Below are 541 nucleotides of genomic sequence, written 5' to 3' on the forward strand. Positions count from 1 at the left end.
ATCGCCGCCGCGGCGGAATGATCGTGCTTCTATCCGATCTAGACTGTTTGTTTTAACGCAATTCCGGGCGGAAAACCGCTGCGCAATTTTCCTGGATTTGCTTTTGGGGAGGACTTGAATGAGCGACTGGGTCGAGGCCTGCGCCACCGGCGACATAGACGAGGAGGATGTGATGCGCTTCGACCATGGCGGCCGCACCTTCGCCATCTATCGCAGCCCCGACGACGAGTTCTTCGCCACCGACGGCCTGTGCACGCATGAAAAGGTGCACCTGGCCGACGGGCTGGTGATGGATGACATCATCGAATGCCCCAAGCACAATGGCCGCTTCAACTACAAGACGGGTGACGCCCGCGGCGCGCCGGTCTGCGTCAACCTGAAGACCTATCCGGTCAAGGTCGACGCCGGCAAAGTCCTGATTCAGATCGGATGACCGACATGGCGGGGGGAATGGTCATCATCGGCGCCGGCGAATGCGGTGGGCGCGCGGCACTGGCGCTGCGCGACCTCGATTATCAGGGGCCGGTGACGCTGGTCGGCG

At 61.9% G+C, this 541-nt stretch carries 1 protein-coding gene; it reads left to right on the forward strand.

Going from position 1 to position 541, the window contains the following annotated elements; genetic code table 11:
• Nucleotides 1–118: 118 nt before the first annotated feature.
• On the forward strand, nucleotides 119–433 hold the full coding sequence (locus EN984_RS37085) for a MocE family 2Fe-2S type ferredoxin (RefSeq protein ID WP_027161041.1): 315 nt from the start codon (nucleotides 119–121) through the stop codon (nucleotides 431–433).
• Nucleotides 434–541: the final 108 nt, after the last annotated feature.

It is taken from the genome of Mesorhizobium sp. M7A.F.Ca.CA.004.12.1.1, assembly GCF_003997835.1.
GTDB lineage: Bacteria > Pseudomonadota > Alphaproteobacteria > Rhizobiales > Rhizobiaceae > Mesorhizobium.